Here is a 14,640-nt window from a genome sequence, read left to right on the forward strand (position 1 = left end):
GCAGGATCAACGGCGCGGACACCCGTCCGATTCCCCGTTCCGGTTCACCGTAGGGTGGAGCGGTGAAGGCAGACCAGTACGTGACCGTGGCCCGCGAGGGGACGCACGAGGCGGAGATCAACCGCTCCCGGTTCCTGTGCTCGATCGCGCCCGCCGCGACCGAGCGGGAGGCGCAGGAGTTCATCGCCCGCGTCCGCAAGGAGCACCCCACCGCCACGCACAACTGCTACGCCTACGTGATCGGCGCCGACGCCTCCGTCCAGAAGGCCAGCGACGACGGCGAGCCCGGCGGCACCGCCGGGGTGCCCATGCTGCAGATGCTGACCCGGCGCGACGTCCGCTACGCGGTCGCCGTCGTCACCCGCTACTACGGCGGCGTCAAGCTCGGGGCCGGCGGGCTCATCCGGGCCTACGGCGGCGTCGTCGGCGAGGCGCTCGACGCCCTCGGGACCATCACCCGCCACCGCTACCGGCTGGCCACCGTCACCGTCGACCACCAGCGGGCGGGCAAGACCCAGAACGACCTGCGCGCCACCGGCCGCGCCGTACTGGACGTCCGCTACGGGGAGGCCGTCTCCATCGAGATCGGCCTCCCCGAGGCGGACGTCGAGGCCTTCAAGGCCTGGCTCGCGGACGCCACCGCCGGCACCGCGGGCTTCGAACTCGGCGGCGAGGCCTACGGCGACGGCTGAACCCCGCGCCCGCCCAGCAGCCGGTCGGCGTTGCGCAGGGCGTGGCGGGCGACCGCCTCGCCCAGCCGCACGCCCGCCTCGTCGGCGGTACGGGTGTGGATCCCCGACCACACCCGGGCGTCCACGTTGTCCCGGGTGAGCCCGCTCCACGCCGTGTACGTGCGGCGCACCCCGGGCGCGGTCGGGCTGCTGATCTCGAAGGGCGCCGTCGCCGGCCCCACCAGCGCGTCCAGCACGGTCTGCGCCGCGCCGGCGTACGTGGCGTGGCCGCTGGGGTAGTCCGGATGGGCCGGCGTCTGGTGCAGGGGCCGCCAGGCCGGGTCGGGGTCGACCGCCCCCGTCCGGATCGCCGTCACCGGCCGCCAGCGCACGTACGTGTACTTCCCGTCGGAGGTCGCGATCTGGGTGTCGACCGAAGCCGCGTGGAAGAGCGCGACCAGCGACGCCCGGTCGGCGGACGAGCCGTGCGAACGGGCCACGGCCACCCGCAGCGGCTCCGTGAACAGGGTCAGCGAACCGCCGTACCAGAAGGTGGCCGTCTCGGTCTGGCGCGGCGTGCGCACCGTGCTGTCGGCCGAGCCGTACGCCCGCACCTCCGCCAGGTCGGCCCGGTAGCGCCGGGAGTCCAGCGCGGGCGGCGGCCCCGGCCGGAACTGGTCGGCCCGCTCCAGCAGGAAGGGCCGGCCGAGGCGGTTGCCGTACTGCGCGGCCGGCGCGTAGCCGTCCGGGGTGGGCTGCCACACACCGGGAGCGGCCGGCGGCACGCTGAACGGCGCGTTGGACGAGGCCGGGTCGAGGCCGTCCCCGGCACGCTCCGCGAGCACCGCGGCGGCCTGCCGGGCCCCCGCGGCCACCCCCCGGTCCTCGGCGGGCCCGTCCGGGATCCCGCCGAGGGTGGCGGCCAGGGCCGCGTCGAGGTCGGCCCTGCGGGACGGGGCGAGCGCGACCAGAGCGTCGTGCACGGCGGAGGCGACGGCCGCGTCCTGGAAGCGGCCCCGGCCCGGACCCCCGGGGGCCTCGCGGGCGGCACGGGCGGCGGCGATCCAGCCGATCGCCCAGGTGCGGCTGTTGGTGATCTGGGCCGGGGCGGCCGCGGCGGCCACCGTCCGCGCGGTGGCGTCGTACCAGTCGAGCACCACCGAGCCGGCGGCCGGGCCGGGAGCCGGGGGCGCCGCGGCCGAGGGCACGGCGGTGCTGAGCGCGAGCAGCGCGGCGGAGCCGGCGGCGAGCAGCGCGGGACGAAGACGCGGAGGTCCGGAGAGCGGCATGCGGCGAAGCCAACCAGCGGGCCGCGGGGGCCACAAGTGCCCGGAACCGCCAACGGAGTTCGGCCACGGAGGTTTCGCATCGCCGCCACGCCCCCGCAACACGCGGCCCCCTCCGCCCCCTCGGAAGGGCGGATTCCCCGGTCCGGCCGGGACGCGCCCGCGCACGGGTTAGCCTGGATGGTCGGTGCGGAACCAGAGGAGAGCAAGCGTGCGGGTCGGAGCGGTCGAGTGAAGTTCCTGCACACCTCCGACTGGCACCTCGGCCGGTCCTTCCACCGCGTGAACATGCTCGGAGCCCAGGCCGCCTTCGTCGACCACCTCGTCGAAGCCGTCCGGGAGCACGAGGTCGACGCCGTCCTCGTCGCCGGCGACGTCTACGACCGGGCCGTGCCCCCGCTGCCCGCCGTCGAGCTCTACGACCGGGCCCTGCACCGGCTCGCCGACCTCGGCGTCCCGACGGTGATGATCTCCGGGAACCACGACTCGGCCCGCCGCCTCGGTGTCGGCGCCGGGCTGATCGGCCGGGCCGGGATCCACCTCAGGACCGACCCCGCCGGCTGCGCCGACCCCGTCGTGCTGGCCGACGTACACGGTGACGTGGCCTTCTACGGGCTGCCCTACCTCGAACCGGCACTGGTCAAGGACACCTTCGCCGCCGAGAAGGTCAGCCACGAGGCCGTGCTCGGCGCCGCCATGGACCGGATCCGGGCCGACCTGGCCGGCCGCGCCCCCGGCACCCGCTCCGTGGTCCTCGCCCACGCCTTCGTCACCGGCGGGCAGGCCAGCGACAGCGAACGCGACATCGCCGTCGGCGGCGTCGAGGCCGTACCCGCCTCCGTCTTCGACGGCGTCGACTACGCCGCCCTCGGCCACCTCCACGGCTGCCAGACGATCAACGAACGGGTCCGCTACTCCGGTTCCCCGCTCGCCTACTCCTTCTCCGAGGCGGCCCACCGCAAGACCATGTGGCTGATCGACCTCGGCCCGGCCGGGGAGATCACCGCCGAGCGGATCGACACCCCCGTGCCCCGCCCCCTCGCCCGGCTGCGCGGACGGCTGGAGGACCTCCTGGAGGACCCCGCGCACACCGCGTACGAGGACGCCTGGATCGAGGCCACCCTCACCGACCCCGCCCGCCCCGAGGACCCCATGGCCCGCCTCGCCGGCCGCTTCCCGCACACCCTCAGCCTCGCCTTCGACCCCGAAGGCCGCGAGGAGGACGGCACGGCCTCCTACGCCCAGCGCCTCAAGGGCCGCAGCGACCAGGAGATCGCCGAGGACTTCGTCGCCCACGTACGCGGCGGCGGCAGCGCCGACGAGGCCGAGCGGGCCGTGCTGCGCGGCGCCTTCGAGGCCGTACGGGCCGAGGACGTCCGCCAGGAGGCCGGCCGATGAGGCTGCACCGGCTCCACATCACCGCCTTCGGGCCCTTCGCCGAACCCCAGACCATCGACTTCGACGCCCTCTCCGGCGCCGGGATCTTCCTGCTGCACGGCCCCACCGGAGCCGGTAAGACCTCCGTCCTCGACGCCGTCTGCTACGCCCTCTACGGATCCGTCCCCGGCTCCCGCCAGGCCCCCGGCACCACCCTGCGCAGCGACCACGCCGCCCCCGACACCCCCACCGAGGTCACCCTCGAGCTCACCGCGGGCGGCCGCCGCCTGGAGATCACCCGGCGCCCCGAACAGGACCGCCCCAAGAAGCGCGGCACCGGCACCACCAAGGACAAGGCCCAGTCCTGGCTCCGCGAGCACACCGGCGACGGCTGGACCGCGCTCAGCCGCTCCCACCAGGAGATCGGCGAGGAGGTCGAACAGCTCCTCGGCATGAGCCGGGAGCAGTTCTGCCAGGTCGTCCTGCTCCCCCAGGGGGAGTTCGCGCAGTTCCTGCGGGCCGGCGCCGAAGCCCGCGGCCGGCTCCTCGGCCGGCTCTTCGACACCCGCCGCTTCGCCGCCGTCGAGACCCTGCTCGCCGAACGGCGCCGCGCCGCCGAGGCCAAGGTCCGGGCCGGCGACGAGAAGGTCCTCGCCGCCGCCCAGCGGCTCGCCCAGGCCGCCGGACACTGCGCCGACCTGCGGGCCTGGCCGCTGCCCGGCCACCAGCCCGGCGACCCCGGCCTCGCCGAGGCCGTCCGCGCCTGGGCCGCCGTCGCCCGGTGCTCCGCCCGGGAGCGGCTCACCGTCGCCGAGTACGCGCTCGCCGCCGTCGAGGGACGCCACGCCGCGGCCCGCCGCGACGCCGAGGAGGCGCGGGAACTCGCCCGGCTCCAGCACCGCCACGCCGAGACCGCCCGCCGGGCGGAGCTGCTGGCACAGGCCGCCCCGGAGCGCGAGCGGGTACGGGCCCTGCTGGACAGGGCCCGCCGGGGCGCCCTCGTGGCCCCCGCCCTGGAACTGCGCGGGGCCGCGGCCGCCGCACACCTCACCGCCGCGCACGCCGAGACCCTGGCCCGCGCGGAGCTGCCCCCCGCCCTGGCCGGAGCCGGCACCGAACAGCTCGCCGCCGTCGAGCAGCGCCTGCGCGAGGACCTCGGCGCGGCCGGCGCCGCCCAGCGCGCCGAACAGCGCAGCGCCGAGATCGGCCGGGAGCGGGCCACGCTGGAGCGGGAGTCCCGGGACGCCGACGAGCGCCACCAGGAGTCCGCCGAGTGGCTCGCCCGCTGGGAGGCCACCCGGGCCGCCCTCCAGGAGCAGGTCGACTGCGCGCAGCAGGCCCTCACCCTCGCCGAGCAGCTCGCGGGGCGGCTGGAGCCCGCCCGGATGCAGCTCACCGCCGCCCGGCGGCGCGACACCCTCGCCGCCGACGCCGAAGCCGCCGCGGGCGAACTGCTGCGGGCGCGCGAGGAGTCGTCCGCCGCCCGGGAGAGCTGGCTGGAGCTGAAGGAGGCCCGGCTGCGCGGCATCGCCGCCGAGCTGGCCGCCGCGCTGACCCCCGGGGAGCCCTGCACGGTGTGCGGGTCCGCCGAGCACCCCGCCCCGGCCCGCCCCGCCCCAGGGCACGTCGACCGCGCCGCCGAGGACGCCGCCCACGCCCGCTTCGAGCAGGCCGAGGAGCGCAGGGCCGCCGTCGAGCGCCGGCTCGCCGCCGTCCGGGAGGCCGAGGCCGAGGCCGCCTCCGCCGCCGGGGACGCCACCACCGCCGAACTCCTCGACCTCACCGCCGAGCTGAGTGCCCGCCACGCCGCCGCCCACGCGGACGCCGCCGCGCTCCACACCGCCCGCGAACGGCTCGCCCGCGCCGAACGGGAGCACCAGGCGCGCAGCTCCGAGCGGCTCGACGCCGAGCGCCGGGCCGCCGCCCGGGCCTCCCGGCGCGAGGCCCTCGACGAGGAGCAGGCCTCCCTCGAAGCCGAACTGGTCCTCGTCCGCGCCGACTCGCCCAGCGTCGCCGCCCGCGCCCGCACCCTGGAGGACCGGATCCGGATGGTCACCACGGCCGCCGCCGCGCTGCGCCGGGCCGAGACCACCGCCGCCCGGCTGAAGGAGGCCGACGACCAGCTCGCCGCCGCCGCCTACAAGGCCGGGTTCGACACCACCGAGCAGGCCGCCGACGCCGTGCTCCCCGAGTACGAGCGCACCGCCCTCCAGCACCGCCTCGACGCCTGGCAGGCCGAGGAGGCGATGCTGGCCGACCGGCACGCCGAGCGGGACACCACCGCCGCGGCAGCCCTGCCCCCCGCCGATCCGGCCGCCGCCGCGGCCGCCGAGGAGCGGGCCGCCGCACGGCTGCGCTCCGCCGCCTCGGCCGTGGACGCCGCCCGGGTGCGGTGCGCCGAGCTGGACCGGCTCTCGCGCCAGGCGGAGCAGGAGCTGCGCGCCCTGGGCCCGCTGCGCGAGGCGTACGAGCGGGTGGCCCGGCTGGCCGGGCTCACCGCGGGCACCTCCGCCGACAACGAGCGCAAGATGCGCCTGGAGGCGTACGTGCTGGCGGCGCGGCTGGAGCAGGTCGCCGCCGCCGCGACCGTACGGCTGCTGCGGATGTCCGGCGGCCGCTACACCCTCGTCCACTCCGACGCCCGGTCCGGCGGACGCGGCCGCTCCGGCCTCGGGCTGCACGTGCTGGACGCGTGGACCGGCAGCGAGCGGGACACCGCCACCCTCTCGGGCGGCGAGACCTTCTTCGCCTCCCTCGCCCTCGCCCTGGGCCTGGCCGACGTGGTCACCGACGAGGCCGGCGGCATGCGCCTGGACACCCTCTTCATCGACGAGGGCTTCGGCAGCCTCGACGACCAGGCGCTGGACGAGGTGCTCGACGTACTGGACTCGCTGCGCGAGCGGGACCGCAGCGTCGGCATCGTCAGCCATGTCGGCGACCTGCGCACCCGGGTCCAGGCGCAGCTGGAGATCGTCAAGCAGCGCGGCGGCTCCGTGGTGCGCCACCGCACGGCGGGCATCACGGACTGAGCGGGCGACGGGCGAGCGGGGAGGAGTACACGACGCTGGTGGTCACCGGGCCCAGCCCGGCGATCCGGCCCGTGACCTCCTCCAGGTGGGCCATCGAACGGGCGGCCACCTTGAGGACGAAGCAGTCGTCCCCGGTGACGTGGTGGGCCTCCAGGATCTCGGAGGTGGCCTCCAGGAAGTCGTGGAACGGCTTGTAGTTGCCGTGCGGATAGCGCAGCCGCACCAGGGCCAGGATCGCCTTGCCCAGCTTCTCGTGGTCCACCACCGCCGTGTAGCCGGTGATGATCCCGGCCTCCTCCAGGCGGCGGACCCGCTCGGTGACGGCGCTCGCGGACATCGAGACGGTGCGGGCGAGTTCGGTGAAGCTGGCGCGGCCGTCCTGCTGGAGCGCCGCGAGGATCCGCCAGTCGGTGGCGTCGGGGGAATAACCGGTCATGCGGGAGGTCTAGCAGGGGAATCCCCGGAGGTTCAAGGGAAAGCCCGGGGAAATCCACTTCTCGCCTTGATCGACTGCTCGTAGATTCTGAGCCATGACGACGACGCAGAACCAGACCAGCACCCCCGCCACCGTCAACCCCGTGCTCCGGGTCCCCCCGGCGAGCCCGGCCGCCGCGGCCGCCTACTTCGCCGCCAGCCTGGCCTTCCACGCCGACGTGTCGGACGTCGCCGCCGCGTTCAAGGCCCACCGCGAGCAGGGCGCCGACCTCGGCTTCCAGCTGATCGACTCGCGCTCCACGCCGTCCTGGGACCAGGCCCACGTGCCCGGCGCCATCCACCTGCCCACCGCGCTGATCCCCGAGCAGGCCGAGAAGCTCCTGGACAAGGACGTCCCCGTGGTGACCTACTGCTGGGGCCCCGGCTGCAACGGCGGCACCCGCTCCGCCCTCGCCCTGGCCGAACTGGGCTTCCAGGTCAAGGAGATGCTCGGCGGCATCGAGTACTGGATCCGCGAGGGCTTCGAGGTCGAGACCTGGCAGGGTACCCAGCAGCGCACCGAGGCCGACCCGCTGACCGCGCCCACCGACTCGGACGACTGCGGCTGCTGAACCCGCGCGACGGCCCGGGGCCGCCCGCCCCCCCACGGGGGAGCGGGCGGCCCTGCGTCATGCGGTCAGAGCCGCGACAGCTCGTCCAGCAGGTCGTCCAGGCCCAGCGACCCCTGCGACAGTGCCGCCATGTGCCACTTCTTCAGGTCGAAGGAGTCACCGTGCGCGGCACGGGCGTTCTCCCGCCCCAGCAGCCAGGCGCGCTCGCCCAGCTTGTACCCGATGGCCTGGCCGGGCATCGACAGGTAGCGGGTCAGCTCGCTCTCCACGAAGTCCGCCGGGCGGCCGCTGTGCAGACCGAAGAACTCCTGCGCCAGGCCGACGGTCCAGCGCTCGCCCGGGTGGAACGGCGAGTCGGCCGGGATCTCCAGGCCCAGGTGCATGCCGATGTCCACGATCACGCGCGTGGCGCGCATCATCTGGCAGTCCAGGTAACCCAGCCGCTGCTCGGCGTCCTTGAGGTAGCCGAGCTCGTCCATCAGGCGCTCCGCGTACAGCGCCCAGCCCTCGGCGTTGGCGCTGACGAGCCCCACGGTCGCCTGGTAGCGGGAGAGCTGGTCGGCGACGTGCGTCCACTGGGCGAGCTGCAGGTGGTGGCCCGGAACGCCCTCGTGGTACCAGGTGGAGACCAGGTCGTACACCGGGAAGCGGGTCTGGCCCATCGTCGGCAGCCAGGTGCGGCCCGGCCGGGAGAAGTCCTCGGAGGGGTTGGTGTAGTACGGGGCCGCGGCGCCGCCGGGCGGCGCGATCATCGACTCGACCCGCTTGACCCGCTCGGCGAGTTCGAAGTGGGTGCCGTCGAGGTTCTCGATGGCCTCGTCCATCAGCCCCTGCAGCCACGCGCGGACCTCGTCGACGCCCTCGATGTGGGTGCCGTGCTCGTCCAGGTGGCGCAGCGCGTCCCACGGGTTCGGCTCGCCGGGCAGGATCTTGGCCGCCTCGGCCTTCATCTCCGCGAGCAGCCGGTGGTACTCGGCCCAGCCGTAGGCGTACGCCTCGTCCAGGTCCAGGTCCGTGCCGTTGAAGTAGCGCGACCAGCGGGCGTAGCGCTCGCGGCCCACCGGGTCGGGCGCGTCGGCGACGGCCGGGGCGTACACGTCGCGCATCCAGTCGCGCAGTTCGGCTACGGCGGCCGTCGCGGCGGCCGCCGCCCCGTCCAGTTCCGCGCGCAGGGACTCGGGCCCGGCGGAGGCGAACTCGCCGAAGAAGTCGCGGGAGCCGTCGCCGTCCTGGCCGGCCCAGGTGGTGAGCTGCTCGACGAAGGTGGCGGCGGGGCGCGGGCTGCCGAGCAGTCCGCGTTCCAGGCCGAGGGCGAGGCTCTCGCGGTAGCCGGCGAAGCAGGCCGGTACGGCGCGCAGCCGCTCGGCGATCGCGGACCACTCCTCCTCCGTGTCGGCGGGGGTGAGCGTGAACACCTCGCGGACGGAGTGCGCGGGGGAGTGGATGTTGCTGACGGCCCGCAGGTCCTCGTCGGCCTCGTGCACCGCGAGTTCGGCGTTCAGCCGCTCGCGCAGCAGCCGGGCGCAGCGGCGCTCGGCGTCCGTGCCGGCACCGGGCAGGCGCTCGGCGGCGTCCAGCCGGGCGAGGGTGGTGCGCAGCAGTTCGCCGACCGCGGCGCGGCCGGCGGGGGAGTAGTCGGGCAGTCGGCCGGAGCTGGCGGCCACGCCGAGGTAGGTGCCCTGGATCGGGTCGAGTGCGATGAGGTCGTCGACGTAGGCGTCGGCGACCTGGCGGGGCAGACGCGCTGCGCTGTCGGTCTGGAGGGTGTCTGGCATGCGCACATCTTCTTACGCGGGGGGTGACTTCGTCATCACCATGGCCGCTCAGCCTCCTGACGGGCGGGCTGAGCGGCCGGCGGTGCGGGGCCCGCGGTCAGCGCCCGGGGTGCTGCCGGTTCCCGTACGGGGCCTGCGCGCGGGGCAGTTCGTACGGCAGGCGCGAGACGACCGGGGTCGCGTCGAGGCGGGCGGTGATCACCAGGGTGCCCTCCTCGATCTGGTAGTCGAGGGGCAGGCCGAGGCCGCGCATGGCCGCGACCATCCCGGTGTTGGAGGCCTGCGTGACGGCGTACACGCTGTCGCACCCGGCCTCGACGGCCATGGCGATGAGCCGGCGCAGCAGCTGCGAACCGATGCCGCGGCGCTGCCAGTCGTCCTCGATGAGCAGGGCCACCTCGGTCTCGTCGCCGTCCCACAGCAGGTGGCCGAGGGCGACGAGCCTGCCGGAGGCGGTGGTGGCGGTGAGGGTGCGGCCGAAGCGGGGGCTGAGCAGGTGGCCGAGGTAGCGGTCGGCGTCGGCGACCGGGCCGTGGTAGCGCAGGCCCAGGGTGCGCTCGCTGCACCGCTCGTGCATGGCGCGGGCGGCCGCCAGGTCGGAGCCGTCGGCACGGCGCACGGTGATCTCGTTGCCCTCGGGCAGCGTCAGCACGTCCTGGCTCCGCGGCATCCGGTGCCCGAGGCGCGCGTCGAGCTCGACGAGGGCGCGGGCGCGGGCGAACTCCGTCGGGGTGAAGGGCAGGTGGGGCCGCTCGACGGTGATCGCACCGCCCGAGGGGTCGCGCAGCCGCATCACCGTGGACTCCAGGACGCCCTCGACGGGGGCGTCGGCGCCCGTGTTGGGGCGGCCGGAGAGGGTGGTGGCGGGGATCGACTGGATGGTGCAGCGGCCGAGCAGCTGGCGCAGCGCGAGCGGGAGTTCGGCGGCGTCCAGGGCGGTGCGGGTGGCCAGGCCCAGGACCCGGGTGGGGGCGTCCACCAGGTCATGGGCGTCGGCGCGCTCGATCCAGGTGCTGCGGCCGCCGGCCTGGGCGACGGCGCGGGTCAGGTCGGCGGCCGCCAGTTCGCGCGGGCTGCGCAGCAGGAACTCGTCGACCGTGCCGCCCTCGGGGAGGGGGTGCGTCTGCAGGGTCAGGATGTCGACGCCCTCGCGGGCGAGCGCGGTGCACAGCGCGGCGAGGCTGCCGGGCTCGTCGCGCACGGTCGTCCGCATCCGCCAGAGGGCCGGGTTGGCGGGCGCGGTCCCCGCGGCGGGGGTGACGGTATCGGAGGGGGCCTTCGCCGGCGGGGGCGGCGCATGGCTGTGCCGGCGTGCCCACCAGGTGTGGAAGGCCGCGGTGACCAGGAGCGCGACGGCCGAGGCGACCAGCAGGACGGGGCCGTCCGGGCCGTGCGCGACGAGGTTGGCGATGCCGTCGGCGACCGCGACGGCGCAGAACAGGGCGGCGAGTTCGACGAGGTCCCGGCGCCAGTGGTGGCGGTGGGGGCGCTGGGCGGCGGAGGCGGGGTTACGGTCAGTCATGCACCCCACTCTGGCTCAGCGGTGTTGCGTGATCACGAACGATCTGTGACCGACTGGTTAAGCGTCGATCTGGTCGGTTTCGCCTGGTTTTCCAGTGGATTTCCCCTGGCGACCGGCCGGTGGGCGACTGGGCCCCGACTGGGCCCGACTCAGGCCCGGACCGGGCCCCGACGAGTCGCCGGGAGCCGCCGGCCGGTCACCGGGTGGTGGTCACGACTGTCCGACGCGGCCCGGCTGGAGGACCCGGGTGAAGAGTACGCCGCCCCCCTGGCGGCGCAACCGGACGGTCAGCTCCCCGCTGCCGCCGTCGATCTCGACCTCGCCGTAGTACGGGGGGTTCTCCGCCGGGGACATGTTGGCGACCGGCGCCGACTGGACGAACTCCGTCTTGGGGCCGAAGGTCGCGTCGAGCCGCCCCGCGGGGAAGCCGCCGGCGCCGATCGGCCCGGACACGAACTCCCAGAACGGCGCGAAGTCGCAGAAGGCCGCGCGCTCGGGCGCGTAGTGGTTGGCGGCGGTGTAGTGGACGTCGGCGGTCAGCCAGAGGGTGCCCGTGATGTGCTGGTGCTTGATGTGCCGCAGGAGTTCGGCGATCTGGAGCTCGCGCCCCAGCGGCGCCCCCGGGTCCGACTGGGCCACCGCCTCGAAGTCCGCCGCGCCGTCGGGGACGACGATGCCGAGCGGCATGTCCGCGGCGATCACCTTCCAGGTGGCGCGGGAGCGGGAGAGCTCCCGCTTGAGCCAGGCCAGCTGTTCGGCGCCGAGGATGCCGACCCGGTCCTCGCTCTGGCGGCCGGGGGAGTTGGCGTTGCGGTACGTACGCATGTCCAGCACGAACACGTCCAGCAGCGGGCCGTGCCGCAGCACCCGGTACATCCGCCCCTCGGTGCGCCCGCCGCGCAGGTCCGTGACCGGGAAGTACTCGCCGAAGGCCTGGCGGGCGCGGGCGGCGAGGGTGTCGACGTCCTTGACGGTGTAGCGGGGGTCGTCGAGCAGCTGCCCGGGGTACCAGTTGTTGCGCACCTCGTGGTCGTCCCACTGGGCGACCACGGGGACCTGGGCGTAGAAGTCGCGCAGGTTGCGGTCCAGCAGGTTGTACCGGAAGTTCCCGCGGAACTCGTCCAGCGTCTCCGCGACCTTGGACTTCTCCTCCGTGGTCACGTTGTGCCAGACGCGCCCGTCGGGCAGCGGCACGGCGGCCTTGATCGGCCCGTCCGCGTAGATCGTGTCCCCGCTGAAGAGGAAGAAGTCGGGGTCGCGCAGCCGCATCTCGTCGAAGACGCGGTAACCGCCCAGCTCCGGGTTGATGCCCCAGCCCTGGCCCGCCAGGTCCCCGGACCACAGGAAGCGCACGTCGTGGCTGCGGGAGACGGGAGTGGTGCGGAAGCTGCCGTGCACCGGATCGCCGGAGCGGCGGGGGTCGTCGGGGTCGGTGAGCACGACCCGGTAGTGGACGCGCCGGCCGGGCGGCAGGTCCCGCAGGGTCGTGGTGCCGGTGTGGTCGGTGGCGGGGCCGAGGAAGGGGCCGCCGTGGCGGCGGACGCCGTAGCGGAACGACTCGCTCGGGGAGGTCTCCACGTACATCCGGGCGGGACGGTCGGAACGGGTCCAGACGGCGGCCGAGTGGGAGGTGACCTCGCCCGACTGGGTGCCCCACAGCGCCGCCGGGCGGCCGGAGCGGACGAAGGCGGCGGCCCGTCGGGGCGAGGCCAGGGCGGGCGAGGCCAGCGCGGTGGACAGGGCCAGGCCCAGCGGGACGGCGAGGGAACCGCCGAGCAGGGTCCGGCGGGTGTGCGGCATCGGTGCCATGGCTTGCGTCTCCAGGGGCCGGCGGGGGCGGGCCGGACCAGTGTGCCCTCGCACACGGGACCGACCGCGTCGCCCGCGCGAACCGTGGGTGAACAGCCGTCAGCCGGTGGTGTGCGGCACGCCCTCGCCCCTGTCGTCCCGCCGCGACGCCCGGGCCGTGTCCAGGACGACGCGCGCCACCAGTGCCGGGTCGTCGTTCATCGGCACGTGGCCGCAGCCCGGGAGCCGGACCAGCCGCGCCCCGGGGACGGTGTGCTTGGCCCGCACGCCCTGGCGGCGCGGCAGCAGCCGGTCCCGGGTGCCCCAGGCGATCGTGACGGGGATGCCGGGCACGTCGTGGGTGAAGCGTACGGAGCCGCCCGCCGCCAGGGTCTCCTCGAAGCCGGTGGCCCCGCGCAGGGCGAGGGTCTCGGCCACCACGGCCTCCGGGGCGCGGTGGGCGGGGCGGGCGTAGATGCTGCCGGTGAGGGCGGCGCGGCCCGGTCCGCTGCGCGAGAGCCGGTCCACGGCCGGCAGGGGCAGCGCCCTGGCCCCGGCGCGCATGGCGCGCAGCGCCGTGAACGCGTAGCGCCGCTCGGGCTCCGACCAGAACCCGGCGGGGGAGAGGGCGGTGACCGAGCGGGCGAGACTGGTGCGCCCCATGTCCAGGGCGAGCAGCCCGCCCAGGGAGTTGCCCGCGACGTGCGGGCGCTCGACGCCGAGCGCCGCGCAGAGCGCGCCGAGGGCCGGGGTGATGGTGGCGAGGTCGTACGGGACGCCTGCGGGCAGGGGGCCGGAGGCGCCGAAGCCGGGCAGGTCGACGGCGATGACGTCGTGGTCGGCGGCCAGGACCTGGGTCACCGGATGCCAGGCCTGGAGGTGGTGGCCGATGCCGTGCAGCAGGAGAAGCGGTTCGCCGGCGCCCTTGCGCTCGTAGGCGACGGTGGCGGTGCGGGGGCCCAGCGGCGAATCGATCGTGAACGAGACCGTGGCGGTCATGCTGCTCCTCGTCGGGTGGACGCGTATGAGACAGGCCGTCAGTAACGACTGCGTCCATGATTACCGCCGAGTAGCGTCCGGCTACAAGCCTTTGCGAAGTCCGCGCGACGTGCGGGTGCCGAGCGAGAACATCCTGTGAACGGGTTGCTGCATATGCCCGATCTGCCCGGCAAAGCGGCGAGGATTGGTCTTGACCAAGGGGGTGTGCCGTCCTATCGTCGCGGATAGTGCAGGAACCTTTAATAAACAAGGGCGCGGAACTGCGGCGCGAAAACGCCGCTGGAACACGGCGTCGCCGGCCACGGTGACAGCGGTGACCGCAGGAGGAGTCAGGGTGGGGACGACGCAGCTCGAATCGGTGCCGGAGCCGAAGTACTGGCACCTGAAGACCGTGCTCAGCGACGCGCTGGACCAGGACTTCGCGGTCGGCGAGGTCCTGCCGAACGAGCGCGAGCTCGCCGCGCGCTTCGGAGTCGCCCGCGCCACCCTGCGCCAAGCCCTGGAACAGCTCGAACTCGAAGGCCGCCTGCAGCGCCGCCGCGGCGTCGGCACCACCGTGGCCCCGCCGCGCGTGGGCGTCGCCGTCGCCAGCGCGCAGCAGGGCTGGCCCGGCGAGGGCGCCGACGGCTGGGAGGCCGTCGACGCGGTCGAGGCCGTCCCCGCCACCGCCGTCCTCGGGGTCCTCGGGACCGCCGCCGACGAGCCCGTGCACACCGTGCGCCGGACCCGCGTCACGCAGGGCCAGGCCGTCGCCGCCGAGCTGCTGTACGTGCCCGCCGCCTCCGTGCCCGGGCTCTCCGCCATCGACGCCCCCGCCGGCCCCGCCCGGGCCCGCGCCGTCATGCGCGAACTCCAGCGGCTCCCGCTGGAGGGGCAGGACCGCTCGGTCGAGCTCGGCTCCGCCCGGGCCGACGACGCCAAGGAGCTGGACCGGCTGCCCGGCGCGCCCGTGCTCCTGGTGACCACCCGCTACTTCACCGCCGCCGGCACCGCCGCCGTCTCGGTGGCCACGTACCGCGCCGACACCTGCCGCCTCACCTTCGGCGACTCGGGCGTGGAGATCACCGAGACCCGCGCCGCCTCCTGACCGACCCGCACACGGACCCCGGGAGCCCCGCGGCCCCGGGGTCTTCCGTACCCGGACGTC

11 protein-coding genes are annotated in these 14,640 nt (G+C 75.3%); 5 read left to right on the plus strand and 6 right to left on the minus strand.

Features of this window, described 5'->3' with window-relative positions; genetic code table 11:
- Positions 1 to 62: 62 nt before the first annotated feature.
- Positions 63 to 692, plus strand: a complete 630-nt coding sequence (locus tag ABD973_RS27740; RefSeq protein ID WP_125595060.1) for a YigZ family protein — start codon at positions 63 to 65, stop codon at positions 690 to 692.
- Here the strand turns inward: ABD973_RS27740 and ABD973_RS27745 are convergent.
- Positions 677 to 1,960, minus strand: coding sequence for a vanadium-dependent haloperoxidase (locus tag ABD973_RS27745; RefSeq protein WP_125595061.1), 1,284 nt, complete (start codon positions 1,958 to 1,960; stop codon positions 677 to 679). The genes ABD973_RS27740 and ABD973_RS27745 overlap by 16 nt on opposite strands.
- A 228-nt stretch (positions 1,961 to 2,188) precedes the next feature.
- On the opposite strand from ABD973_RS27745, the gene ABD973_RS27750 reads away from it, so the two are divergent.
- Entirely contained in the window at positions 2,189 to 3,355 is a 1,167-nt protein-coding gene (locus ABD973_RS27750; protein WP_125820407.1) for an exonuclease SbcCD subunit D, read from the plus strand.
- Entirely contained in the window at positions 3,352 to 6,363 is a 3,012-nt protein-coding gene (locus ABD973_RS27755; protein WP_125820406.1) for an AAA family ATPase, read from the plus strand. The genes ABD973_RS27750 and ABD973_RS27755 overlap by 4 nt, the downstream gene beginning before the upstream one ends.
- On the opposite strand, the gene ABD973_RS27760 is transcribed toward ABD973_RS27755, so the two are convergent.
- A complete protein-coding gene (locus tag ABD973_RS27760; protein ID WP_007262840.1) occupies positions 6,353 to 6,799 on the minus strand; it encodes an Lrp/AsnC family transcriptional regulator in 447 nt (148 codons plus the stop codon). The genes ABD973_RS27755 and ABD973_RS27760 overlap by 11 nt on opposite strands.
- A 94-nt stretch (positions 6,800 to 6,893) precedes the next feature.
- Here ABD973_RS27760 and ABD973_RS27765 point away from each other — a divergent pair, with 94 nt between their 5' ends.
- Positions 6,894 to 7,409, plus strand: a complete 516-nt coding sequence (locus ABD973_RS27765) for a rhodanese-like domain-containing protein (protein WP_125596774.1) — start codon at positions 6,894 to 6,896, stop codon at positions 7,407 to 7,409.
- 65 nt (positions 7,410 to 7,474) lie between these two features.
- On the opposite strand, the gene ABD973_RS27770 is transcribed toward ABD973_RS27765, so the two are convergent.
- From ABD973_RS27770 to ABD973_RS27785, 4 genes are all read right to left on the minus strand, one after another.
- Entirely contained in the window at positions 7,475 to 9,184 is a 1,710-nt protein-coding gene (locus tag ABD973_RS27770; RefSeq protein ID WP_125820405.1) for a DUF885 domain-containing protein, read from the minus strand.
- 97 nt (positions 9,185 to 9,281) lie between these two features.
- Positions 9,282 to 10,706, minus strand: coding sequence for a GNAT family N-acetyltransferase (locus ABD973_RS27775; protein WP_125820404.1), 1,425 nt, complete (start codon positions 10,704 to 10,706; stop codon positions 9,282 to 9,284).
- A gap of 210 nt (positions 10,707 to 10,916) precedes the next feature.
- Positions 10,917 to 12,515, minus strand: a complete 1,599-nt coding sequence (locus tag ABD973_RS27780; protein ID WP_386381984.1) for an alkaline phosphatase D family protein — start codon at positions 12,513 to 12,515, stop codon at positions 10,917 to 10,919.
- A 99-nt stretch (positions 12,516 to 12,614) separates the two neighbouring features.
- Complete coding sequence (locus ABD973_RS27785) at positions 12,615 to 13,493, minus strand: alpha/beta fold hydrolase (protein WP_345502671.1); 879 nt, start codon at positions 13,491 to 13,493, stop codon at positions 12,615 to 12,617.
- A 334-nt stretch (positions 13,494 to 13,827) separates the two neighbouring features.
- On the opposite strand from ABD973_RS27785, the gene ABD973_RS27790 reads away from it, so the two are divergent.
- Positions 13,828 to 14,580 (plus strand): GntR family transcriptional regulator, encoded by a 753-nt coding sequence (locus ABD973_RS27790; protein ID WP_125820402.1) that lies wholly within the window; start codon positions 13,828 to 13,830, stop codon positions 14,578 to 14,580.
- Positions 14,581 to 14,640: the final 60 nt, after the last annotated feature.

It is taken from the genome of Streptomyces racemochromogenes (genome assembly GCF_039535215.1).
GTDB classification, from domain to species: domain Bacteria; phylum Actinomycetota; class Actinomycetes; order Streptomycetales; family Streptomycetaceae; genus Streptomyces; species Streptomyces racemochromogenes.